This window comes from Micromonospora sp. HM134 (assembly GCF_007833915.1).
GTDB lineage: Bacteria > Actinomycetota > Actinomycetes > Mycobacteriales > Micromonosporaceae > Micromonospora > Micromonospora wenchangensis.
This window is the reverse complement of the sequence record NZ_CP041061.1, coordinates 5,591,557-5,613,454: the sequence shown is the minus strand read 5'-3', so window position 1 is coordinate 5,613,454 and position 21,898 is coordinate 5,591,557. Positions and strand designations below refer to the sequence as shown.

Annotated in this window: 16 protein-coding genes; 8 read left to right on the top strand and 8 right to left on the bottom strand. The window is 74.8% G+C overall.

What is annotated here, in order from left to right; genetic code table 11:
* The first annotated feature begins 80 nt into the window (after positions 1 to 80).
* Together FJK98_RS24160 and FJK98_RS24155 are read left to right on the top strand one after the other, a co-directional pair.
* The gene (locus FJK98_RS24160) at positions 81 to 1,340 is read left to right on the top strand and encodes a M48 family metallopeptidase (protein ID WP_145921040.1); all 1,260 of its coding nucleotides are present in this window, start codon (positions 81 to 83) and stop codon (positions 1,338 to 1,340) included.
* Positions 1,337 to 2,476, top strand: coding sequence for a glycosyltransferase family 4 protein (locus FJK98_RS24155; protein WP_145921039.1), 1,140 nt, complete (start codon positions 1,337 to 1,339; stop codon positions 2,474 to 2,476). Before FJK98_RS24160 ends, FJK98_RS24155 begins: the two co-directional genes overlap by 4 nt.
* A gap of 42 nt (positions 2,477 to 2,518) precedes the next feature.
* Here FJK98_RS24155 and FJK98_RS24150 read toward each other — a convergent pair whose 3' ends face one another.
* From FJK98_RS24150 to FJK98_RS24130, 5 genes are all read right to left on the bottom strand, one after another.
* Positions 2,519 to 4,279: a bifunctional diguanylate cyclase/phosphodiesterase gene (locus FJK98_RS24150; protein WP_145921038.1), complete on the bottom strand. Its 1,761-nt coding sequence runs from the start codon at positions 4,277 to 4,279 to the stop codon at positions 2,519 to 2,521.
* Positions 4,272 to 5,081, bottom strand: a complete 810-nt coding sequence (locus FJK98_RS24145; protein ID WP_145921037.1) for an SAM-dependent methyltransferase — start codon at positions 5,079 to 5,081, stop codon at positions 4,272 to 4,274. Before FJK98_RS24145 ends, FJK98_RS24150 begins: the two co-directional genes overlap by 8 nt.
* Positions 5,082 to 5,287: 206 nt before the next feature.
* Positions 5,288 to 5,956, bottom strand: coding sequence for a response regulator transcription factor (locus FJK98_RS24140; protein ID WP_007072219.1), 669 nt, complete (start codon positions 5,954 to 5,956; stop codon positions 5,288 to 5,290).
* A gap of 7 nt (positions 5,957 to 5,963) precedes the next feature.
* Positions 5,964 to 7,655 carry a GAF domain-containing sensor histidine kinase gene (locus tag FJK98_RS24135; protein WP_145921036.1) on the bottom strand — a complete coding sequence of 564 codons (1,692 nt, stop codon included), beginning with the start codon at positions 7,653 to 7,655 and terminating at the stop codon, positions 5,964 to 5,966.
* Between the two features lie 14 nt (positions 7,656 to 7,669).
* Positions 7,670 to 9,469, bottom strand: coding sequence for a long-chain fatty acid--CoA ligase (locus tag FJK98_RS24130; RefSeq protein WP_145921035.1), 1,800 nt, complete (start codon positions 9,467 to 9,469; stop codon positions 7,670 to 7,672).
* A 168-nt stretch (positions 9,470 to 9,637) separates the two neighbouring features.
* On the opposite strand from FJK98_RS24130, the gene FJK98_RS24125 reads away from it, so the two are divergent.
* The 6 genes from FJK98_RS24125 (at position 9,638) to FJK98_RS24100 (ending at position 14,955) form a co-directional block, all read left to right on the top strand.
* The gene (locus tag FJK98_RS24125; protein WP_145921034.1) at positions 9,638 to 10,090 is read left to right on the top strand and encodes an SRPBCC family protein; all 453 of its coding nucleotides are present in this window, start codon (positions 9,638 to 9,640) and stop codon (positions 10,088 to 10,090) included.
* A gap of 37 nt (positions 10,091 to 10,127) precedes the next feature.
* Positions 10,128 to 10,802 carry a hypothetical protein gene (locus FJK98_RS24120; RefSeq protein ID WP_145921033.1) on the top strand — a complete coding sequence of 225 codons (675 nt, stop codon included), beginning with the start codon at positions 10,128 to 10,130 and terminating at the stop codon, positions 10,800 to 10,802.
* Between the two features lie 72 nt (positions 10,803 to 10,874).
* Complete coding sequence (locus tag FJK98_RS24115; RefSeq protein ID WP_145921032.1) at positions 10,875 to 11,822, top strand: ROK family glucokinase; 948 nt, start codon at positions 10,875 to 10,877, stop codon at positions 11,820 to 11,822.
* On the top strand, positions 11,819 to 12,568 hold the full coding sequence (locus FJK98_RS24110) for an endonuclease/exonuclease/phosphatase family protein (RefSeq protein WP_145921031.1): 750 nt from the start codon (positions 11,819 to 11,821) through the stop codon (positions 12,566 to 12,568). The genes FJK98_RS24115 and FJK98_RS24110 overlap by 4 nt, the downstream gene beginning before the upstream one ends.
* A gap of 156 nt (positions 12,569 to 12,724) precedes the next feature.
* The gene (locus tag FJK98_RS24105) at positions 12,725 to 14,131 is read left to right on the top strand and encodes an NAD(P)/FAD-dependent oxidoreductase (protein WP_145921030.1); all 1,407 of its coding nucleotides are present in this window, start codon (positions 12,725 to 12,727) and stop codon (positions 14,129 to 14,131) included.
* Between the two features lie 29 nt (positions 14,132 to 14,160).
* The gene (locus FJK98_RS24100) at positions 14,161 to 14,955 is read left to right on the top strand and encodes an alpha/beta hydrolase (protein WP_145922964.1); all 795 of its coding nucleotides are present in this window, start codon (positions 14,161 to 14,163) and stop codon (positions 14,953 to 14,955) included.
* Positions 14,956 to 15,008: 53 nt separating this feature from the next.
* On the opposite strand, the gene FJK98_RS24095 is transcribed toward FJK98_RS24100, so the two are convergent.
* The 3 genes from FJK98_RS24095 to FJK98_RS24085 form a co-directional block, all read right to left on the bottom strand.
* The gene (locus FJK98_RS24095) at positions 15,009 to 16,427 is read right to left on the bottom strand and encodes a trehalose-6-phosphate synthase (RefSeq protein ID WP_145921029.1); all 1,419 of its coding nucleotides are present in this window, start codon (positions 16,425 to 16,427) and stop codon (positions 15,009 to 15,011) included.
* 188 nt (positions 16,428 to 16,615) lie between these two features.
* Complete coding sequence (locus tag FJK98_RS24090) at positions 16,616 to 17,458, bottom strand: DUF308 domain-containing protein (protein WP_145921028.1); 843 nt, start codon at positions 17,456 to 17,458, stop codon at positions 16,616 to 16,618.
* 628 nt (positions 17,459 to 18,086) lie between these two features.
* Entirely contained in the window at positions 18,087 to 21,785 is a 3,699-nt protein-coding gene (locus FJK98_RS24085; RefSeq protein WP_240763057.1) for an adenylate/guanylate cyclase domain-containing protein, read from the bottom strand.
* Between the last annotated feature and the right edge of the window lie 113 nt (positions 21,786 to 21,898).

Below are 21,898 nucleotides of genomic sequence, written 5' to 3'. Positions count from 1 at the left end.
ATGGGCGCTCACGGCGGGAGGAGCGGCGGCATGACACGGGTACGACGCCATGCCCGCAGATCCGGCCCCGGGGCGCCCCGGTGACCCCGCGCGGCTGGGCGGTGCTCACCCTGGCGGCGTTGGTGCTGGCCCTGGTCGTGGTCGGTGCCCTGCTGGTCCCGTGGAGCCGGCCCCCGGCCCCCCGCGCCGACCAGCTCGCCGCGCTGCGTGACCTGCCCGCCGACCAGGTGGCCCGGGGGCGCGCGTTGCAGGCGGCCCTGCGCCCCGGCCGCTACACCGGGCTGGCCGTCGGCCTGCTGGTCGCCCTGCTGCTCGGGCTGACCCCGCTCGGCGCCCGGCTGGTCGAGCTGGCCGGGCGACCCTTCGGCGACCACTGGATCGCCCGCGCCGTGCTCGGCGGGATCGCCGTGGTGCTCGTCGCCGACCTGCTCACCCTCCCGTTCGCCGCCTGGCGGCAGTCGGTGCTGACCCGGTACGGGCTGAGCACCCAGGGCTGGGGCGGCTGGACGGTCGACCTGCTCAAGTCGTACGCGCTCAGCGCGGTGCTCGCCGCGACCGTGCTGCTCGGCTTCTACACCGTCACCCGGCTCGCCCCGCGCTGGTGGTGGGCGTTCGGGGCGGCCGGCGCGGCCGGGCTGGTGGTGCTGCTGTCCTTCGTGCTGCCGGTGCTGGTCGAACCGGTGTTCAACCGGTTCACCCCGATGGAGCAGGGGCCGCTGCGTACCGAGCTGACCGCGCTCGCCGAGCGCGACGGCGTACCGGTGCGGGACGTGCTGGTCGCCGACGCCTCCCGCCGCACCCGGGCGGTCAACGCGTACGTCTCCGGTCTGGGGCCGACCCGGCGGGTGGTGGTCTACGACACCCTGCTGCGCGAGGCCACCCCGGCCGAGGTGACCAGCGTGGTCGCGCACGAGCTGGGCCACGCCAGGGACCGCGACGTCTGGACCGGCACGCTGACCGGCGCGCTCGGGGCCGCCGCCGCGGTCGTCGCGCTCTACCTGGTCGGCTCCTGGACGCCGCTGCTGCGCCGGGCGGGCGTCGACTCGATCGCCGAACCCCGGGCGTTCGCGCTGCTGATCGCCCTGGTGACGGTCGTCGGGCTGGTCGCCGGCCCGGTGCAGGCGCTGGTGTCGCGCCGGGTCGAGGCACGGGCCGACGCGCACGCCCTGGCGCTCACCGGCGACCCGACCACCTTCGAGGCGATGCAACGCCGGCTCGCCGGGGTCAACCTGGCCGATCCCGACCCGCCCCGGGCGGAGTACCTCTGGTTCGCCTCGCACCCGTCCACCGTGGAGCGGATGGCCGCCGCCCGCGCGTACGCCCGGGAGGCCGGCCGGTGACCCGGACCCTGCTGATCACCAACGACTTCCCGCCCCGTCCCGGCGGCATCCAGTCGTTCGTGCACCACCTGGCGGTCCGCCAGCCGCCCGGCTCGGTGGTGGTCTACGCCTCCAGTTGGCGCGACACCGCCGGGTTCGACGCCGCGCAGCCGTTCCCGGTGGTCCGGGACGCGACCCGGGTGCTGCTGCCGACCCTGCGGGTCGCCCGCCGGGCCGCCCGGCTGGCCCGGGAGCACGGCTGCGACACGGTGTGGTTCGGCGCCGCCGCCCCGCTGGGTCTGCTCGCCGGGGGGTTGCGTCGCCGGGCCGGCATCCGCCGCGCCGTGGCGCTGACCCACGGCCACGAGGCCGGCTGGGCGACGCTGCCGGGGGCCCGCGCCGCGCTGCGCCGGATCGGCCGGGACACCGACGTGGTCACCTACCTCGGCGACTACACCCGGGTACGGCTGGAACGCGCCCTGCGCGGCGTCACCGAGCTGCACCGGCTCGCCCCCGGGGTCGACGTGGACACCTACCACCCCGGGGTGGACGGCGCTCCGGTGCGGGCCCGGCTCGGGCTGGCCGACCGGCCGGTGGTGGTCTGTGTCTCCCGGCTGGTCGCACGCAAGGGCCAGGACATGCTGATCCGGGCCCTGCCGGCGATCCGCCGCCGGGTGCCCGACGCGGCGCTGCTGGTGGTCGGGGGTGGGCCGTACCGGGCGACGCTGGAGAAGCTGGCCCGGTCCACCGGTGTGGAACGTGACGTGGTGTTCACCGGCTCGGTGCCGTGGGAGGCGCTGCCCGCCCACTACGCGGCCGGTGACGTCTACGCGATGCCCTGCCGTACCCGCAACCGGGGGCTGGACGTCGAGGGGCTCGGCATCGTCTACCTGGAGGCGTCGGCGACCGGGCTGCCGGTGGTGGCCGGTGACTCCGGCGGCGCACCGGACGCGGTCCGCGAGGGCGAGACCGGGTACGTCGTCCCGGGGCGGGACGTCGCCGTGCTCGCCGACCGGGTGGCCACCCTGCTCGCCGACCGGGACCTGGCCCGGCAGCTCGGCGCGGCCGGGCGGGCCTGGGTGGAGAAGGAGTGGCGCTGGGAGACCCAGGCCCGCCGCCTGACGGACCTGCTCACCGGCACCGCCGCCCCTGGCTGAGCCGCCGGTCGACCAGCCCCGGAACGGGCCTCAAGTTGTGGGTCAGCGGATCTGTTCGAGGATGCGGGCGGCGGGGGCGGGCTTGCCGAAGTGCCAGCCCTGGCCGGCGTCGCAGCCGATGGCGCGCAGCAGGTCGGCCTGGTCGGCGGTCTCCACCCCCTCGGCGGTGACGGTCAGGTCCAGCGCGTGGGCCAGCGACACCAGCGAGGCCAGGATCTGCTCGTCGTTGCGGCTGGCCGGGTCGACCTGCGGGCGGCGCAGCCTGGTCACGAACTCGCCGGCCACCTTCAGCTCGGTCACCGGCAGGTCCCGCAGGTAGACCAGGTTGCTGTAGCCGGTGCCGAAGTCGTCGATGGCGATCCGGACACCCAGGTCGTTGAGCATCCGCAGGGCCCGGACCGGGTCCTCCCCGCCGGTGCTCATCATGGTGCTCTCGGTGATCTCCAACTGGAGCCGTTGCGGCGGCAGCCCGGTCTGCGCCAGCAGCCCGCGCACCTCCTGCACCAGGTCGGGGCGGTGGACCTGCCGGACGGCCAGGTTGACGCTGACGAACGGGGCCGGCCCGCCGCCGGCCGCCCAGCTCTCCGCCTCCCGGCACGCCTCGGCGAGCACCCAACCGCCGAGCCGGACGATCAGCCCGGTCTCCTCGGCCAGGCCGATGAAGCTGTCCGGGCCGAGCACCCCCAGCTCGGGGTGCCGCCAGCGGACCAGCGCCTCCACCCCGACCACGGTGCCGTCCCGCAGTGACGTCAGCGGCTGGTAGTCGAGGAAGAACTCGCCCCGGTCGAGGGCGGCGGGGATGGCCGCCGACAGGGCGTACCGGGCCAGCTCGGTGCGGTGCCGGGCCGGGTCGAACAGCGCCCAGCGGGCGCCGCCGGCCGCCTTGGCCCAGTGCAGGGTGCTGTCGGCGGCCCGCATCAGCTCACCCGGGGTGGTGCCGGCCACCGGCCGTTCGACGATGCCCGCGCTGGCGGTGACGGTCAGCTCGTGCCCCTCGACCAGGGCCGGCTCGGCGACCGCGGCGAGCGCCGCCTCCGCCACCTTCACCACGTCGTCGGTGCCGTCGGTGTGCTCGACGAGGATGACGAACTCGTCGCCGCCGAGGCGGGCCACCAGGTGCTCGCCGAGCGCCCGGCTCAGCCGCTGCGCCACCTGCACCAGCAGGGCGTCGCCGAGCTGGTGGCCGAGGGAGTCGTTGACCACCTTGAACCGGTCGAGGTCGAGGAAACACACCCCCACCCGGGCGGAACCCCGCCCCGGGGCGGCGATGGCGGTGGCGAGCCGCTCGGTGAACAGGGTGCGGTTGGGCAGGTCGGTGAGCGGGTCGTGGGTGGCCTGGTGGCGGAAGCGGGACTCGCTGTCGCGCAGCGCCCGTTCGGCCTGGGCGCGGGCCACCATCGCCGCCCGCCGGATGGACTCCTGCTCGTCGAGGGTCCGGTCGCGCAGCGCGCGGGCGTACCCGGTGGTGATGGTGGCGAGCAACCGGGCCAGCCGGTCGGAGATGTCGTCGCCGACCAGGCCCAGGTCGCGCAGCAGGCGGAGCTGGACGACCTCGACGGTACGCCCCAGCCCCTCCGCCGAGGCGATGTGCGCGGCCACCAGCTCCGCACCCACCTGGTGACCGATGCGCGGGTCGAACGGCTCGGCCCGCAGCGCGGCGGCCAGTCGTACGGTGAGCCGTTGCAGCAGCTCCTCCAGCTGGGCCTGGGTCATCGGCAGGTAGCTGGTGCCGGAGACGGCCTTGGCCCAGGCGCGGGCGAACGTGCCCGGGCAGGACGCCCGGGGGCTCGCCGGCTCACCCATCGAGACGCCCGACGCCGCCGAGGAAGACGGCCTGCTCGGCGTTCTCGGCGCTCTCCGGCGTCTCGGGTCGCCACTGCGGCACCCAGACCACCCCGGGATCGACAAGCGTGAAGCCGTCGAAGAACGCGGTCAGCTCGGCCCGGCTGCGGATGCACAGCGGGTTGTCGGTACGCCGGTAGACCCGTTCCGCCTCGGCCCGTTCGGCCCCGCTGCGGGTGTCGTCGCTGGCCTGGGAGAGGACCAGGTAGCTGCCCGGGGCCAGCGCCGCGCGCAACGTCCGCAGGGTGTCCTCGGGATGGTCGGAGTGCGGGATGAAGTGCAGCACCGCCACGATCATCACGGCCACCGGCTGGGAGAAGTCGATCAGCCGGGTCACCTCGGGGTGCGCCAGGATCGCCTCCGGCCGGCGCAGGTCCTCCTGCACGACGGCGGCGTTGGGGTTGCCGGCGAGGATCTCCTGGCTGTGCGCGACGGCGACCGGGTCGACATCGACGTAGACCACCCGGGCCCGCGGGTCGGCCCGCTGGGCGATCTCGTGCACGTTGCCGACGGTGGGGATGCCGGAGCCGATGTCGAGGAACTGGCGGATGCCGGAGTCGACCAGATGCTGCACCACCCGGCGCAGGAAGGCCCGGTTGGCCTGGGCCATCAACGGCGCGTCGGGCACCGCCTCCACCATCGCCCGGGCGGCCACCCGGTCGGCGGCGAAGTTGTGCGAGCCGCCGAGGTAGTAGTCGTACATGCGGGCGACACTGGGGCGTTCGATGTCGATGTCGTCGGGTGCCCAGTTCGGTCGCTGCATCCCCAACCCCTTTGTCGAGTACCACCGCGAGCAAGGTCGACCGTACGGTTCACCCGGGTATTCTGCCCGCCCACCGCCCGGGTGCAAAGACCGTGATCAGTGCGCGACGGGTCCCTCACCGGGCGCAGTCGAACCGGTGGTGTGCCGACGGCAGGCCCAGGTCCGGGGTGGACCCGGGCCTGCCGTCCCGGCGGGGTGGCCCCGCCTCAGAACTTCGGGGCGTCCGGCGCCTCGAGCAGGCCCAGCCGCAGGGCGGTCATCAGCGCCTGCGCCCGGTTGGCCGCGCCCAGCTTCTCGTAGAGCTTCGAGATGTGGGTCTTGGCGGTGGACTCGCTGACGAAGAGCTGCTTGGCGATGCCGGCCACGCTCATGCCGTCGGCGAGCAGCCGCAGCACCTGCCCCTCGCGGGGGGAGAGCTGCGGGCCGGACGGGGCCAGCCGGCGCTTCATCGCCTCGGCCAGGTCGGCGGCGGTGAACGCGCTGGGCGAGGAGGCGGCGTGCCGGGCGGCGGCCACCACCTCGTCGGCCGGCGCGGTCTTCGGCACGAAGGCGCTCGCCCCCGCCTCCAACGCGCCGAAGAGCTGGTCGTCACCGGCGTACATGGTGAGCACCACGATGCCCATCGACGCGCTGGACTTGCGCAGCGCCCGGGTGGCCTCCAGGCCGCTGCCGTCGGGCAGCCGCAGATCCATGATCACGACGTCCGGTTGCAGCGCGCCGGCCTGGCGCACGCCCTCCGCCGCCGTGGCGGCCTCGCCGACGACCTCGAACTGACGGTCCCGCTCGAAGGCGTGCCGCAGCCCCTTGCGGATCAGATCGTGATCGTCGACAAGGAGGACCTTGGTACGGGTGGCCGGTGTCGGGCTTGTGGTCATCCTCGAATTACTCCACTTCTGCTGCTGCGCTGCCACGCACGTTATCGCGCCGGGGCGACGAACCCACCACCACCGCCACGGTCGTACCACTGGGTTGCCGGGGACTGATCTCCAACCGGCCCCGGATACGTTCCGCCCTCTCCGCCATGATCGCAAGGCCGTAGTGACCGTCGGTGCGCTGGTCACCGATGCCGTGACCGTCATCCGACACTTCAATTTGCGCGTACGGGGGGTCCACCTCACAGGTGACCCAGAGATTAGCCGCCCCGGCGTGCTTGCGGGCGTTGGTCACCGCCTCCTGGGCGATGCGCAGCAACTCGGCCTCGGTGGCGGCCGGCAGCCGGGCGGTCGACTCGTCCAGCGACAGGTGCACCCGCAAGCCCCCCGACGCGCCGACGGTCCGGGCGTACTCGGCGATCGCCGCCGCCAGGCCACCGTGCCGGTCCACCTCGCTGCGCAGCTCGAACAGGCTCAGCCGCAGCTCGGTGATCACCCGGGTCACCTCGCCCCGCAGGGTGCGCAGCGCCTCGGCGGTCTCCTTCGGGTCCTCGTCGACGTAGGCCAGCGCGTTGTCGATGCCGTAGCCGACCATCACCAGCTCCTGCGCCACCCCGTCGTGGATCTCCCGGGCCAGCCGCTGCCGCTCCTCGTTGGTGGCCAGCGACCGCACCTCGTCGAAGAGCAGCGCCGCCTCCAGGCGCAGCGCCGCCGGGCCGGTCAGCGCGGTCACCCGGGACACCACCGGCGGCGGGTAGGCGTGCGCCGCGTCCGCCTCCAGCACCACCAGGCCGACCGTACGGACCCCGGCGACCAGCGGCACGATCAGCGCCGAGACGTCCCCGCCGGTGTGCGAGCGGGCCTGCGACCGGGCCGAGGTCTGCGGCTGCTGGCTGGCCCAGGCGTCGGCGATCGCCGAGTCGGCGTCCAGCGTCGTCTCCCAGTCGACCCGGTCCACCCCGACCTGGGCGAGCACCACCAGCCGCCCGCCGCCGCTGGCCGACAGCACCGCCCCCCGGTTGCCGGGGGCGACGGTACGCAGTTCCTCCAGCAGGTGTTCGGAGATGCCGCCCGGGTCGAGGGTGGCCCCGGGCAGCTGCCGGGCGACCGTGCGCAACTGGGTCAGCAGCCGGGTCGCCTCGGCGTACGGCTGGGGCTTGCCCTCGGCCCGGACCCGCATCACCTGGTGCAGCGTGCCGGCGGCGTAGAGGCCGAGCCCGGCGAGGATCAGCCACTGCGCGCAGACCGCCAGGTAACCGGGCTGGCCGAGCTGCCGCCCACCGTCGACCTCGGTGAAGGCGCCCGCCACCAGCAGGGTGGCCGCGGTGACCCCGAGCAGCACCGCGCCCTCGCGGAACTGCCGGCGCAGCGCGGTGACGGTCACCGGCACCGCCAGGTAGGGCAGCACCGCCGAGGCGCCCAGCCCGCCGACCGACGAGCCGAGGGCGGAGGAGACGGCGACCTGGCTGGCGGCCAGCCCGATCACCACCGCCTCGGCGAGCCGGCTCAGCGGGCCGAGCAGCCGGTGCTCGGGGGCGAGCAGGGCGGGCGCTCCGGCGACCGCCAGCAGGGCGATCCACCAGAGCTGGGCGGGGTCGCGGGTGGCGATCAGGGTCAGTGCGCCGACCAGCGCGAGCATCACCGCACGCGCGGCGGCGGCGACGGGACGCGTCTGGGGGCGGACGGCTGTGGAGGCGGGCACGTGACGGATCGTAGTCAGCCTTGGTAGATCTCCGCGATCTCGGCCGCGTACGTCTTGTGGACGACCTGCCGCTTGACCTTGAGCGAGGGGGTCAACTCGCCGGTCGCCTCGGTGAAGTCACGGGGCAGGATGCGGAACACCTTGATCGCCTCGGCCTTGGAGACGGCCAGGTTGGCGGTGTCCACCGCGCCCTGGATCTCGGCCCGCAGCGCGTCGTGCGCCACGAGCTGCCCGACCGGGGTGTCCTCGGGCAGGCCGTGCGCGGCCAGCCACTTCGGCAGCGCCTCCTCGTCGACGGTGACCAGGGCGGCGATGAACGGCTGCCGGTCGCCGACCACCAGGCACTGGCTGACCAGCGGATGCGCCCGTACCTGGTCCTCCAGCACCGCCGGGGCGACGTTCTTGCCGGCGGCCGTCACGATGATCTCCTTCTTCCGGCCGGTGATGCTGAGGAAGCCGTCGTCGTCGAGGTGCCCCAGGTCGCCGGTGCGGAACCAGCCGTCGGCGAGCGCCTCGGCGGTGGCCGCCTCGTTCTTCCAGTAGCCCTGGAAGATCAGGTCACCGGCGATCAGGATCTCGCCGTCGTCGGCGATCCGGATCGTCACGCCGGGCAGCGGCCGGCCGACCGTGCCGATCTTCGTGCCGGTGGGCAGGTTGGCCGCGGCGGCGGGGGAGGTCTCGGTGAGGCCGTACCCCTCGCAGATGGTCACCCCGATGCCCCGGAAGAAGTGCCCGAGCCGGGCGCCGAGCGGGGCGCCGCCGGAGATCGCGTCCCGGCAGCGGCCACCGAGGGCGGCCCGCAGCTTGCGGTAGACCAGCCGGTCGAAGACCGCGTGCTGGGCGCGCAGCGCGAAGCCGGGACCGCCCGGGGTCTCCTGCGCCTCGCTCCAGGCGATGGCGACCTTCTCCGCCCGGTCGAAGATCGCGCCCTTGCCGTCGGCCTCGGCCTTCTGCCGGGCGCCGTTGTAGACCTTCTCGAAGACCCGGGGCACCGAGAGTACGAACGTCGGCCGGAACTCCTGGAGTTCGGCGACCAGGTTGCGGGTGTCGGCGCAGTGCGCCATCGTGGCCCGGGCCTGCACCACGCCGATCTGGATGAGCCGGGCGAAGGCGTGCGCCAGCGGCAGGAAGAGCAGGGTCGAGGCCCCCGGCCGGAACAGGTTCGGCAGCACCGGCACCGCGTTGGCGATGTCGGCGTACATGTTGCGGTGGGTCAGCACGCAGCCCTTGGGGCGGCCGGTGGTGCCGCTGGTGTAGATGATCGTGGCGACGTCGGCGGCGCGGACCGAGGTGCGGCGGCGCTCGATCTCGTCCGGGTCGACCGACGTGCCGGCGGCGACGATCTCGTCGACCCCGCCCAGCTCGATCTGCCAGACCTCGCGCAGCTCGGGCAGCCGGTCGCGGACCCCGGCGACCAGGGTGGCGTGGCTGTTGGTCTCCACCACCACCGCGACCGCGCCGGAGTCGGCGAGGATCCAGGCGGCCTGTTCGGCGCTGGACGTCTCGTAGATCGGGACGGTGACCGCCCCGGCGGCCCAGATGGCGTAGTCGAGCAGGGTCCACTCGTAGCGGGTGCGGCTCATCAGGGCGACCCGGTCGCCGGGGGAGATCCCCGCGCCGGCCAGCCCCCGGGCCACCGCGACCACCTCGTCGCGGAACTGCCGGCAGGTGACGTCGACCCGGGCGCGACCCTCGACGGCGGGCCGGACGAACTGCACCGCGTCCGGCGCGGCCTCGGCGTTGTCCCAGACCGGGTCGGTCAGGTTTGCCGCGTCGCCGATGGTGACGATCGGCGGGACGGAGAACTCGCGCACCTGCACTCCCTCGTGCTCGCACTGGCCGGGCCGACCACGGGCCGGCATGGTCGAAACCTACCCGGCCGGCCGGGCGGATGCGCCAGCCAGGTTGCCCGTCCACCGGCCCGACCCCGGCCCGGGGGGTGGAGCGGGGCATCCGCCGGACGCGCCGGGTAGCCTCCCCCCATGGCGGACTCCTCCACCCAGTCGATCGTCATCGGCGCGTCACCGGACCGGGTCGCGGCGGTCGTCTGCGACTTCGCGCGTTACCCCGAGTGGACCGAGGCGGTGCGCCGGACCGAGGTCGTCGAGGAGTACGAGGACGGCTACGCCAGCCAGGTCCGGTTCACCATCGACGCCGGGGTGATGGCCGACGAGTACGTGCTGGCCTACGAGTACGCCGAGGACCTGTCCCGCATCGAGTGGCACCTGGTGACGCCCTCGACGATGCAGAAGTCCCAGCGTGGCTCGTACGACCTGGTCGGCAACCCGGACGGCACCTGCACGGTGACCTACACGCTGGAGGTCGAGTTGTCGGTGGGCATGCTCGGCATGTTTCGCCGCAAGGCCGAGAAAATGATCATGGATACGGCGTTGAAGCAGCTCAAGCGCCGGGTAGAAGCAACCGGTGCGGCGTAGCGACGCGACGGCCGGCGACACGACGGAGGAGCCGACCATGGGCGCAACGGAACCGGGCTCGGCCCGGGAGGAAGCGGAACGGCTGGTCGCCACGCTGCTCGCGACGGCCCGGCTGGCGTCCGCCGGCGGCGGCCCGGGGGCGGGACCGTGGGGTCCGCTCGGTGGGATCGTCTCGGGTGTCCTCGGTCACAGTGCCGGCGCGTCCCGGTCGGCCGGCGGCAGCCACCGGGCGGAGGGTTTCGCCACCGGATCGGCCGAGTGCTGCATCTGTCCGATCTGCCGGGCTGTCGCCGCCCTGCGTGATCCCAGTCCCGAATTCGCCGAGCGGCTCGCCACCGGCGCGGGGGATCTGGCGGCCGGCGTCGCCAGCCTGATGCGCGCGTTCGGCCCGCCCGCAGGAGGGGAAGCAACCCCCGGGACGTCCGGTGACGCCGCCGCGCCGACCAGCCCTTCCGATTCCGGAGCCGATCATGTGTGGCGCGAGGCCACCCGCACCGGGCATGATTCTGCGTCGGCGCCGGAGCGGGACGTCTGGTCCGCCGCCACCCGGGCGGAGGACGCGGTCGAACCCGCCGCCGCCGCACCGCCCGTCGACGACGCCGGGCCGGCCGCGCCGGCCCAGCAGGTCCGGCCCACGGCCGACGGTCCCGTGGTGCCCACCTCGCGCGCGCCGGCCGGCGCGGACGGGGACGCACCAGGCGACGGGGCCTGACCACCGGACATCCCGGCAGCGTACGGCCGGTAAGGCCGATGTCGGGCAGCACAGCAGAGGGGAGTGGCCGCGGTGACGCTGACCATCGGAGTCGACGTCGGTGGCACGAAGGTGGCCGGCGGTGTCGTGGACGACACCGGCAGGGTGCTCGTGCAGGCCCGGCGGGACACCCCCGCGGACGACGTCGGCAAGACCCGCGACGTCATCATCGAGCTGGTCACCGAGCTGGCCACCGGCCACCAGGTCGACGCGGTCGGGATCGGCGCGGCCGGCTGGATCGACGCGTCCCGCTCCACCGTGCTGTTCGCCCCCAACCTGGCCTGGCGCGACGAACCGCTGCGCGACTACGTCAGCGCCGCCACCGGCCTCCCGGTGATCGTCGAGAACGACGGCAACGTGGCGGCCTGGGCCGAGTTCCGGCACGGCGCGGCCCGCGACGCCGACGACTCCATGGTCATGTTCACCATCGGCACCGGCGTCGGCGGCGGCATCGTCCTCGGCGGCGAACTGGTCCGCGGTGCCCACGGCATCGCCGCCGAGCTGGGGCACATGCTCACCGTCCCCGACGGCCACCAGTGCGGCTGCGGCCGGCTCGGCTGCATCGAGCAGTACGCCAGCGGCAGCGCCCTGGTCCGGTTCGCCCGCGCCGGCGCCCGCCAGGAGCCGCAGCGCGCCACCGCCCTGCTGGAGTTGGCCGGCGGCGAGGCCGAGGCGATCACCGGCCCGATGGTCACCACCGCCGCCCAGGCCGGCGACCCGATCTCGGCCGAGGCGTTCGCCCAGATCGGCCGCTGGCTCGGCACCAGCCTCGCCGACATGGCGCAGATCCTCGACCCGCAGGTGCTGGTGGTCGGCGGCGGCGTGGTCGACGCCGGTGACCTGCTGCTCGGCCCGACCCGGCGGTCCTTCACCGACGCGCTGGCCCAGCGCAGCCGGCTCCCGGTGGCCGAGGTACGCCCCGCCGAGCTGGGCAACAGCGCCGGCGTCATCGGCGCTGCCGACCTGGCCCGCCGCCGATGAGCGCCGCGCCGACCGGGCCGGGGCCCACCGCCGCCGTCCCCGAGCCGGCGGCCGGCCGGGTGCCGCTGCGGGTGGTGTCGTACAACATCCACAGCCAGCGCGACGACACGGCGGCGCTGGCGAGCGTGGTCCGCGAGGCCGCCCCGGACGTGGTGATCGTGCAGGAGGCGCCGCGCCGGTTCCGGTGGCGGCAGAAGTCCGCCGCGCTGGCCGACTCGTTCGGCCTGGTGGTGGCCGCCGGTGGGCTGCCGTCGCTGGGCAACCTGCTGCTGACCAGCCTGCGGGTCCGGGTGACCGGGACGCACTGCCAACGGTTCCCGCTGACCCCGGGCCGGCACCTGCGCGGCGCGGCGTACGCCCGCTGCCAGGTCGGCGGGGCCCGGTTCCTGCTGGCCGGCTCGCACCTGTCCACCGACCCGGCGGAGCGGCCCGGCCAGGCGGCGCTGCTGCGGCGGGAACTGTCCGCAAGCGACCTGCCGGTGGTCTTCGGGGCCGACCTCAACGAGGGGCCGGACGGCCCGGCCTGGGGCACCGTGGCGGCCGGCCTGACCGACGCCGCGATCGCCGCCGACGCCGCCGACCGGCACACCTACTCGTGCGCCGACCCGCGTCGCCGCATCGACGCCCTCTTCGTCGACCCCCGGGTCGAGGTGGTCGGCTACGACGTGGTGGACACCCCGACGACCCGCCGGGCCAGCGACCACTTCCCGGTCCTGGTCGACCTGCTGCTGCCGGTCACCGGCTGACCGGCGGCAGCGTCCCCGGGTCGGCCGTCGCGGCGGCCCGGGGGCCGATCCGCGTCGCGTCCCGACACCCGCGCGAGCCGGGCTGGACAACGGGTCGGGGGCCCGGAAGGATGCCGGTCGAACCGGCGTACCTGGCCGCACATAAGGAGATTCCCGGTGTCCCCCTCCACCGAGCACGGCCGGCCCGATCCGGAGCCCACTACGCTCGCCCCGAACCGGGACGGCCGCCCGGTCTCCGACCGGGGCGACACGGTCTGCGTGATCGGGGCCGGGGCCAGCGGCCTCACCGCCGTCAAGAACCTCACCGAACACGGCTTCGGCGTCGACTGCTACGAACGCGAGACCGGCGTCGGCGGCGGCTGGAACTGGCGGCACGACCGCAGCCCGGTGTACGCCAGCACCCACCTGATCTCGTCGCGGCCGTTCACCCAGTTCCCCGACTTCCCGATGCCGGACTCCTGGCCGGACTACCCGCACCACAGCCAGCTGCTGTCCTACTTCGAGCGGTACGCCGACCACTTCGACCTGCGCCGGCACATCTGGTTCGGCACCGAGGTGGTGCGGGTGGAACCGGTCGACGGCGACCGGTGGGACGTCACCACCCGCAGCACCGGCGGGTACGGCCCGGAACGCACCTCCCGGTACGCCGCCGTGCTGGTCGCCAACGGGCACAACTGGTCGCCGAAGCTGCCCCGCTACGAGGGGCTGGAGGAGTTCCGGGGCGAGGTCATGCACGCCTCGTCCTACAAGGACCCCGCCCAGCTGCGCGGCAAGCGGGTGCTGGTGGTCGGGGCCGGCAACACCGGCTGCGACCTGGCGGTCGAGGCGGCCCAGCAGGCGTCCCGCTGCTGGCACTCCACCCGCCGCGGCTACTGGTACGCCCCGAAGTACGTCCTCGGCCGCCCCGCCGACCAGGTCAACGACGCGCTGCTGTCGCTGCGGGTGCCGCTGCGGCTGCGGCAGTGGCTCTACCACTGGACGCTGCGGCTGACCGTCGGCGACCTGACCCGGTTCGGGCTGCCGAAGCCGGACCACCGGGTCTACGAGACGCATCCGATCGCCAACAGCCAACTGGTCTACTACGTCGGCCACGGCGAGATCACCCCCGTGCCGGAGCTGGCCCGGTTCCATCCCGGCGGGGTGACCCTCACCGACGGCCGGGAGATCGACCCCGAGCTGGTCGTCTTCGCCACCGGCTACCTGCCCCGCTTCGAGTTCCTCGACCCGGGTGTCCTCGGCGACGCCGACGGCTCGGGCCGCCCCCGGCTGTGGCTGCACGCGTTCCCGCCGGGCCACCCGACGCTGGCGGTGGCCGGGCTGTTGCAGCCCGACTCGGGGCTGTTCACCCTGGCGCACTGGCAGACCGTGCTCTTCGCCAGGTCCCTGCGGCTGCGCCGGGAGCAGCCGCAGCGGGCCGCCGCGTTCGCCTCCCGGGCGGCGGCCGGCGCGGGGGAGCGGTACGCGGGGAAGGTCAAGGACAGCAGCCGGCACTGGTTCGAGGTGGGCCACGTCGACTACCTGCGCGCGGTGCAGCGCGCCCTCGACGAGCTGGAGGGCAAGTGACCGGCACGACCGATCAGCGGGTCCGGATCATGCGGGGGCGGGAGTGGGCCCACCCGGTCCGTCCGGCCCGCCGCGAGGTGCTCGGCGTCGACCCGGAGCTGGACGAGGGGCGTCCGCCGCTGCTGTTCGTCCCCGGGTTCGGGCACGGGGCGTGGGCGTTCGCCGAGCACTGGCTGGAGCACGCCGCGTCGCGCGGTTTCCCCGCGTACGCGATGAGCCTGCGCGGGCACGGCGGCAGCGAACCGGCGCCGGGGGCGACGCTGCGGGCGTACACCCATGACGTGGTCCAGGTGGCGGCGGGGCTGCCCCGGCAGGCGGTGCTGGTGGGGCACGGCGCGGGTGCCCTGGTGGTGTCGCACGCGTTGGCGCGGTACCCGGCCCGGGCGGCGGTGCTGGTCGCGCCGGTGCTCGGCGGCGCGGCCACGGCCGGCGCGGCGTTGCGGGCCAACCCGCTCGGCACGCTGCCCGCCCTGTTCGGTGGCGCGCTGCGGCTGCACCGCCGGCAACTGTTCGGCCGGGAGTTGCCCGAGGCGGACGCCCGCCGGCACCTGGCCCGGCTGGGTCGGGCCGGCCGGCGGGCGCAGTGGCAGTTGCTCGCCGGCCGGGCGGCTGAGCCGGCGGTGGGTCGCCCGCCGGTGCTGGTGTTGGGCAGCCCGGACGACCGGGTCGTCCCGCCGGCCGCACTGACCCGGGCGGCCCGCCGGTACGGCGCGGCCCCGCTGCTCTTCCCCGGCATGGGACACGACCTGATGCTCGACACCCGCTGGCAGGAGCCGCTGGACGCGCTCCTGGACTGGCTGGTCAAGGAGCCGGCAAAGAGCTGACCGTCGGCACCGCACCGGGCGGCGACCCGCCGCCCGGTGCGGTGCCGACGTCCTCAGCCGCTGCTGCTGAGCCGGGTGAGCAGCGAGCCGGTGTCGTCCAGGGCGCTGAGGTAGGAGCGGGCCCAGGCCCGGATGTCGTGCCGGTGCAGGTGGTGGCGCATCGCCCGCATCCGGTCGCCGAGGTCGGTGGGCCCGGCCCGCAGCGCCGACAACAGCCCCTGCTTGAGCCCCTCCAGGTCGTGCGGGTTCACCAGGTACGCCCGGTCCAGCTCGGCCGCCGCCCCGGCGAACTCGCTGAGCAGCAACGCGCCGGTGTCGTCGACCCGGGCGGCCACGTACTCCTTGGCGACCAGGTTCATCCCGTCGCGCAGCGGGGTGACCGCCATGACGTCGGCGACCCGGTAGAGCGCCGCCAGCTCGGCCCGGTCGAAGGGCTGGGTGAGGTAGTGGATGGCCGGCTCGCCGACCCGGCCGAACTCGCCGTTGATCCGGCCGACCTCGCGTTCGATCCGGTCCCGCAGGATCTGGTACTGGCCGACGCGTTCCCGGCTCGGCATGGCGACCTGCACCAGCACCGTGTCCCGGACCTTGACGTCACCGCTGGCGAGCAGCTCGCTGTAGGCCTTCAGCCGCTGCTCGATGCCCTTGGTGTAGTCCATCCGGTCCAGGCTGAGGATGACCCGCTCGGGGTCGCCCAGGTCGTGCCGGAGGCGGCGGGCCCGCGCGGTGACGTCCGGCCGGGCGGCCAGCGCCGCCATCTCGGCGGTGTCGATCGAGACGGGGTACGCCCCGATCCGCACCACCCGGTCCTGTACGCCGATCCGCCGGTCGGTGGCCGGCAGGCCGAGGACCTTGGTGGCGAGCTGGGCGAAGTTGTGCGCCGCCTGGGCCCGCTGGAACCCGATCAGGTCGGCGCCGAGCATCCCGCGCAGCAGCTCCGCCCGGCGGGGGAGCTGCATGAACAGCTCCGGCGGCGGGAAGGGCACGTGCAGGAAGAAGCCGATCCGCAGGTCGGGCCGCAGCTCGCGGAGCAGGCCGGGGACCAGTTGCAGGTGGTAGTCCTGCACCCAGACCACCGCGCCGGGGTCGGCCACCTCGGCGGTCGCCTCGGCGAACCGCTGGTTGACCCGCTGGTACGCCTCCCACCAGCGGCGGTGGTACTCGGGTTGCTCCACCGCGTCGTGGTAGAGCGGCCAGAGCGTCGCGTTGGCGAAGCCCTCGTAGTGGTCGCGCAGGTCGTCGGCGCTGAGCGGGACGGTGCGCATGTGCACACCGTCCACGTCGGGCAGCACGGGCGCGGGCCCGGTGCCGCCGGCCCAGCCGACCCAGGTGGCCGGGGTCTGCCGGAGCAGGGGGTGCAGGGCGCTGACCAGCCCGCCGGGGCTGCGCCGCCACTCACAGGCGCCGTCGGGCGCCACGCTGTCGTCGATGGGGAGCCGGTTGGCCACCACCACCAGTGAACTCTGTCGCATCTCGGGCATTCCGATCGGCAGGGGACCGACCACGCGAGCAAGGAACAACCGGGCAGTCGGTGGGGGAAGTGACCTACAGCGGTATTCCTACTGACCGTAAGTTACACCACTGTTACGCCCGGCGTGAGGGCTGTGGTGTCCCGGGATTCGGGCGGGGTGACCGGTGGCCCCGGCGGCGTGCCGCAGGGTCAGACGACCGCGCCGTCGTCGGGGTCGTGATCGTCCTCGTCGCCGGGGCGCAGCCGCCAGATCAACGTGACGAACCCGGCGAGGATGCCGGTGAAACCGAGCAGGGTGACCACCGAGGCGTCCACCGGCAGCAACGACGGGTTGAGGAAGAGCACGAAACCGAGCACGATCCCCAGCACCCCGACCACCGCGTACTTCGAGATCCGGGGCAGCGGCGGAGGCGGCGGCGGGGTGTAGCCCTCCTCCGGGTCGTCCGGCAGGTCGGCCCCGAAGGTGTCCAGGCCGTCCAGCAGCGACGGCTCGTCCTGCTGCCGGCCCCGGGGGCTCACCGAGATGCCGGAGATGTCGGCCGCGTACGGCAACCGGCGTACGTCGGTGGCGGTCGGCCCCGTCGGCTCGTCCGCCCTGGTCGTCGGGCCACCCGCGCGGGCGGCCGGATCGGCCCCGTCGTCGATGTCCTCGGACGCCGGCCAGGGATGACTGCCGGCGGCCGGCGCGGTGTGGAAGGCGGCGACGAGGCGTTCCCACTCGGCGTCCACGTCCGGCTCGGCACGGGCCGGCTCCGGCGTCGCCTCGTCGGCGAGCTGGGTGAGATAGTCCCGGGCGGTGGTCAGGTGCGAACGGTCCACGTAGAGCCGGTCGACCGGCCGGGACGGCACGGTGGTGGTGCGGGTGATCGGGTTCAGGTCGGCGGAGGGCTGGAGGTAGGCGGCGATCCCGCCCGCGGCGAGCACGTCGAGCAGGTGCTCGCCGACCCGCGGGTCGACGTCGCCCGCGACGGCGTACTCGCTCGCGTCGAGCCCGTTGTCCCGCCGTCCCCGGCGGGCGCCACCCGCTGACACCGGACATCCTCCTCCGCGCACCTGCCGGTGCGGTCGTGTCGGCGCCCCGTACGCCGTGCTCTGAATCGTGACACGTCGGCACCCGGTTCCGGGAGTGCGTTGTGGCGTGCCGCTCGTGGTTCGTCGGCTTCGCCGTCGGCGGGCGGGCCCGACGGTGGCCCCCCGGGTGACCCCGCCCACCACCGCACGACCTGCCCGGACGGCCCCGACCCGAGGCCGCCGGACCCGGGCGGGATGGAATTCCGGTGCCGTACCGGCTGGTAGCACCGTTGATCGGCGGTCCGGCGCGCGGGACGGGCGCACCGGCTCCGGCGCGCGGGGTATCCGAGCTGCCCGCCGACGGGCCGGTGCCCCCGGTCGGCGGTGGGTCCGGTCGCCTGTGCCCGTCGCGCCCCCGCCCGCTCGCCCGCAAGAAGTCACATTCCACGCGAAAGTGGAATACCTCACCTGGCACCCACGGTCGGGCGACCGGCCCCGCCCGGTGACCGCCCCCCGCGCCGTCGCCGGTCGGCCCCGCGCCACCGGTCACGTCGCCCGCTGGTGATCGACTCTCGTGGGCCGAAACAGCGCTGTCGAACCCGGGGGGAAACCGCACCGTCGGCCCAGGTGAGTCGATCACGGGTCCCGGTCAGCTCCGGACGGGCGTCGCCCGGGTGGCCAGCCGGAGCAGACCGGGCATGCCGTTACGGTCGGCGAAGTCGCGTACCCGGTCGAGGGTGGCCGCCGCCCGCGCGGGCTCGGCCACGGTCAGGGCCGGCACCGACAGCGCGGTGGTCAGCACGTGGTCGGTGGTGTCGGGCATCCGGGCGTAGCGCTGCGCCGCCGCCGCGAACAACCGGGCGGCCCGCCGGGCGTCCCCGTCGCCGAGGGCCAGGGTGGCGTCGGCTGCCTGGCCCGCCGCCTCCACCCAGGGGGTCGTCCGGGGCGACCGGGCGAGCATGTCGTGCACCAGCCGGGCGGCGTCCGGGCCGAGCACCGCGGCGACGTGACCCACCGCCGGCACCCACTCGGCGAACGGGATCATCCGGGTCCGGCTCCAGTCCTCGTCCAGCTCCACCAGCAGCCGCATCGCCTCCTCCCGGCGGCCCCGGACCGCCCGGCAGAGCGCCGCGTGCGCCAGCGTCGACTGCAACACCCGGTGGAAACCACTGCGCCGCGCGGCGACCAGCGCCTGGGCCACCAGATCGTGGCCCTCGGCCCGGCCGGCGGCACCCGTCCCGCCGGCCTCTCCCGCCCCCGCGCCACCCGCCGCCCCCGCGCCGCCCGCCTGCGTGCCGCCCGCACCCCGGCCCGTCGCGCCTGCGGCCGCCGCCCCCGGGCCCGCCGGCCCGGGACCCGTGGCGCCCGGGTCCGTCGTGCCCGGGTCCGTCGTGCCCGGGTCCGTCGTGCCCGGGTCCGCCGCGCCTGCGGCCGGCTCGTCCGTCGTCGGTGCGGAGTCGGCCCGCAGCGCCCGCATCCAGCCGGAAACCGCCACGATGTGCAGGTCCCACTCGGCCGTCGGCAGCCGGGTCGACTCGGTGCCCAGCTCCAGCGCCGCCACCCAGTCGCCGGCGTAGTACGCCCGCGCCCACTTGTCGGCGAAGCTGGTCGCCAGGCTGTGCCCGCCACCCGGGTCGAGCGAACGCTGCTCGTCGACCAGACGGGCCGACCGGGCCAGGTCACCCTCCTCCTGCGCCGCCCAGGCGAGGTTGTGCACCGCCCGGCGTCGGCTGACCAGCCGGTCCACCCGGCACTGTTCGGCCACCTCGGCCAGTTCCGCGTACGCCTGCTTCTCGCCGGCCATGAAGCGGGCCACCGCCAGGGTGATCCGGGCGTTGGCCCGTACCTCGGGCAGCCGCAGCCGCTCGGCCAGTTCCGCCGCCGCGGAGGCCGCCACGCAGGCCGGATCGGTCTCGGCGTTGAGCATCCGCACCCGGGCCAGTTCCAGCAACGCCTCCGCCTTCTCCTCGGACTCCGGCAGCTCGGCGTAGATCGCGTTGGCCCGGTCCAGGCAGCGCAGCGTCTCGGACCGGTCGGCCCGGCTCCAGGCGGCGGTGGCGAGCAGGGTCCAGGCGCGGGCCGCGCCGGAACGGTCCCCGACGGCGGCCAACCGTTCGGTGAGCCCGGTCAACGCCTCGGTCCCCCCGTCGACCAGGAACGCGTCCCCGTCCCGGAAGAGGGCCAGTTGGGCGGCGAACAGCTCCAGCCCCGGATCGGGCGCCCCGCCGACCTCCAGCGCCCGGCCGACAAGCGTGGCCGCGTTCTCCAGCGCGTGCAGCTCGTACGCCCGGCGGGCGGCCCGGTGCAGCGCGGTGCGGGCCGCCACCGCGTACGGCATGGGGTCGAGTCCGACCGTCCGGGCGATCTCGTGGGCGGTCCAGCGGTGGTTGGCCAGCACCTCGGCCAGGTCCTGCTGGCCGGCCTGGGTGAGCTGGGCCAGCCAGTCGGCGGTGCGCTGGTGGCGCAGCACCCGTTCCGCCCGGGGCAGCCGCTGGTAGCACACGTCGCGGACCAGGATGTGCCGGAAGCGGTACTCCGGCTGACCGGCCATGGTGGAGGTGGGCAGCTCGAAGACCATGTCCCGGCGCTGCAACCGGTCCAGTGCCCGCTCCACCCACTCGACCGTCCGGCCGAGGGCGGCGGCCACGGGCGCCGGCCAGAACTGGACCCCGACCACGGCGGCGGCCTGGAGCACCGCCCGGTCGGCCGGGTCGAGCAGGTCGAGCCGGTTGGCGATGACCGCCTGGACGGTACGCGGCATGTCGGTGGTGCCGGCCGGATCGAAGGCGGCGCTCGGCTCCAGCAGCCCGCCGTCCATCAGCATCCGGGCGTACTCCTGGGCGTAGAGCGGGTTGCCGTCGGCGAACTCGATGAGCGGTGCCCGCGACGCCGCCGGCAGGGTGGCCTGACCGAGCAGCAGGGAGTAGAGGGTGTCGATGTCCGCGTCGTGCATCGGCGGCACCGAGATGGACATCGCGCCGCTGATCGTGCCGGTCCACGCCGGCTGCCGCTCCCGCAGCTCGGGCCGCGCGGTCGCCACCACCAGCAGCGGTACGCCCCGGGCCGCCGCACCGAGCTGCTCGACGAAGGTGAGCATCGCCTGGTCGGCCCAGTGCATGTCCTCGAAGACCAGCACCGTCGGGCCCCGCCCGGCGAGGGTGAGCAGGAACCGTCGCCAGGCCGCCTCGGTCTCGCCCGGGTTGAGCCGTTCCCCGGTCATCCCCAGCAGCGGCCCGAGCGCGCCGGCCAGCCGCATGGCGTGCGGGTCGTCGAGCTGACGCAGCCGGTCGCGGAGCCGGTCGCGCAGCGGTTCCGGGTCGTCGGTGTCCGGCGCGCCCAGCCAACCCTTGACGATGTCGGCCAGCGCGGCGTAGGTGACGTTCTCGCCGAACGGAGGGCACTGCCCGACCAGCCAGGTGACCCGGTGACCGGGCAGGTTGGCGGCGTGCCGGGACAGCTCCCGCAGCAGCCGGCTCTTGCCCACCCCGGCCGGCCCGAAGACGGTCACCAGCTGGGAGGTGCGTTCGGTGACCGTCCGGTGCAGGGCGTTGACCAGCAGGCCACGTTCGTGTTCCCGGTCGACCATCGGGGTCAGCTCGGCGGCCTGCGGGTCGGTCCGGGGCCGGGCCCGCACGGCGAGCCAGATCCGGCTCACCGTGGAACGCCCCCGCAGGGTGACCGGCGGCCGGTCGACGTACTCCAGTTCGTGTCGGGTGGCCGACCAGGTGCTCTCGTCGACGACCACCCCGCCGGTGGGGGCCAGCGCCTGCAACCGGGAGGCGGTGTTCACCACGTCGCCGGTGACGAACGCCTGGCCGCCGTCGCGGGTGGCGGAGAGGTCGACCAGCGCCTCGCCGGTGGCCACGCCGACCCGGAAACCCAGCGGCGGGTGCGGGCCGGCGGCCTGCCGGGCCAGGTTCCGTTGCAGCTCCAACCCGGCCCGTACGCAGCGCAGCGCGTCGTTGTCGGTGGCGACCGGGGCGCCGAACAGCGCCATCACCGCGTCGCCGATGTACTTCTCCACCACCCCGCCGTACTGGTGGACCAGCTTGCGGACGGTGGCGAAGTACGCCTGCTGGAGGCTGCGCGCCTGCTCCGGGTCGGCCCGTTCGGCGTACGTGGTGAAGTCGACGATGTCGATGAACAGCACGCTGACCTGGCGGCGGTCCTCCTGCACGGTGACCGCGTGGTCGCGCAGCGGCTGCCCGCAGCTGGTGCAGAAGTTGGCCTCGGGACTGTTGCCGTGCCCGCAGGAGGCACAGTTGAGCGTCAGCGCCTGTCCGCAGCCGCCGCAGAAGCGGTCGTCCGGGCCCGCCGCCCGTGAGCAGTGTCCACACTTGAGGTCGATGACGAACTCCGTACGTGAGGAGATCCCATTATCCCGCCGCGGAGGGCCAGTCGGGTACCCGACGTGCGGGCGGACCCTGCGGCTGGTCGGCCGCCACTAGTGTTCCTCACGAG

What these genes read in the sequence shown, in the direction of transcription:
- FJK98_RS24140 (WP_007072219.1), bottom strand. Translation starts at nt 5,956, where the DNA reads ATGACCACAAGCCCGACACCGGCCACCCGTACCAAGGTCCTCCTTGTC.
- FJK98_RS24100 (WP_145922964.1), top strand. Translation starts at nt 14,161, where the DNA reads ATGCGGGGGCGGGAGTGGGCCCACCCGGTCCGTCCGGCCCGCCGCGAG.
- FJK98_RS24145 (WP_145921037.1), bottom strand. Translation starts at nt 5,081, where the DNA reads ATGCAGCGACCGAACTGGGCACCCGACGACATCGACATCGAACGCCCC.
- FJK98_RS24120 (WP_145921033.1), top strand. Translation starts at nt 10,128, where the DNA reads ATGGGCGCAACGGAACCGGGCTCGGCCCGGGAGGAAGCGGAACGGCTG.
- FJK98_RS24095 (WP_145921029.1), bottom strand. Translation starts at nt 16,427, where the DNA reads ATGCGACAGAGTTCACTGGTGGTGGTGGCCAACCGGCTCCCCATCGAC.
- FJK98_RS24110 (WP_145921031.1), top strand. Translation starts at nt 11,819, where the DNA reads ATGAGCGCCGCGCCGACCGGGCCGGGGCCCACCGCCGCCGTCCCCGAG.
- FJK98_RS24150 (WP_145921038.1), bottom strand. Translation starts at nt 4,279, where the DNA reads ATGGGTGAGCCGGCGAGCCCCCGGGCGTCCTGCCCGGGCACGTTCGCC.
- FJK98_RS24125 (WP_145921034.1), top strand. Translation starts at nt 9,638, where the DNA reads ATGGCGGACTCCTCCACCCAGTCGATCGTCATCGGCGCGTCACCGGAC.